Source organism: Cryobacterium sp. MLB-32, assembly GCF_000738085.1.
Classification (GTDB): Bacteria; Actinomycetota; Actinomycetes; order Actinomycetales; family Microbacteriaceae; genus Cryobacterium.
On record NZ_JPRS01000537.1, the window covers coordinates 1 to 791 of the forward strand.

Here is a 791-nt window from a genome sequence, read left to right on the forward strand (position 1 = left end):
TACGCGCCGGAATTAGTGGATCGGCCAAAGCAGCCGCGGGCACGGATCATAAGGAGACGACTTTCAATCGGTACTACCTACCTGTCACTTCGGTAATTTCGACCTCGGCGCGCACGATTGCACGCGCTCAGGAGCGAGTCTTCGAACAGGCCATCGCCTCAACCCCCACGCTATTTGCCCGTTCGGCTAACTCGGTATTGTGCGATGAGTCCACAGAGGTCCGTGCGCGTCGACTGGCAGCCGTTGTTGCCGATGAAACCCCGACGGAACGTGCACTCGGCGTGAGCGCTTGCGCAGACCCAACCAACGGTCCCAACACGGCCGCAGGAGAACTCTGCATGGAACGTCCTTTCGCCTGCTTGACTTGCCCCAACGCTGTGATCTTCACAGATCATCTGCCGCAGTTGCTTCTCATGTCGGATCACATAGAAGCCCGAAGACAGGACCTGTACCCGCCTCGCTTCATCGAACAATGGGGAGAGCGAAGAGAGAGTCTAAACGCAGTCCTAGAACAGTTCAGCAGTTCCGAAAAGGATGTCGCCCGAGGTGCTGTCAGAAGTGATTCCGAGCACCTTCATCTTCCGCTTGCCTCGCGAGCGGAGTTAGACAGATGAGCGCCCTTTCTCACCTGAGGGTCGTCGCGACTGCCGCCTTCCCGGCCAACGCCTCTGTCGCCATGGAACACTCGATTCGCAGGGAGACAGAACCAATTCCGGTGTTCGGTGATGACTCAGTTCTGGTTTGGAACCTCAATTGCTTGGGGCGTCCGGCCAATGCCAATGGTGCGTGGG

The 791-nt window shown here is 58.0% G+C and carries 1 protein-coding gene; it reads left to right on the plus strand.

Annotated elements, in window-relative coordinates; genetic code table 11:
• Positions 1–610: 610 nt before the first annotated feature.
• A partial coding sequence (locus JF66_RS24740; RefSeq protein ID WP_231556529.1) for a hypothetical protein occupies positions 611–791 on the plus strand: 181 nt, incomplete at its 3' end.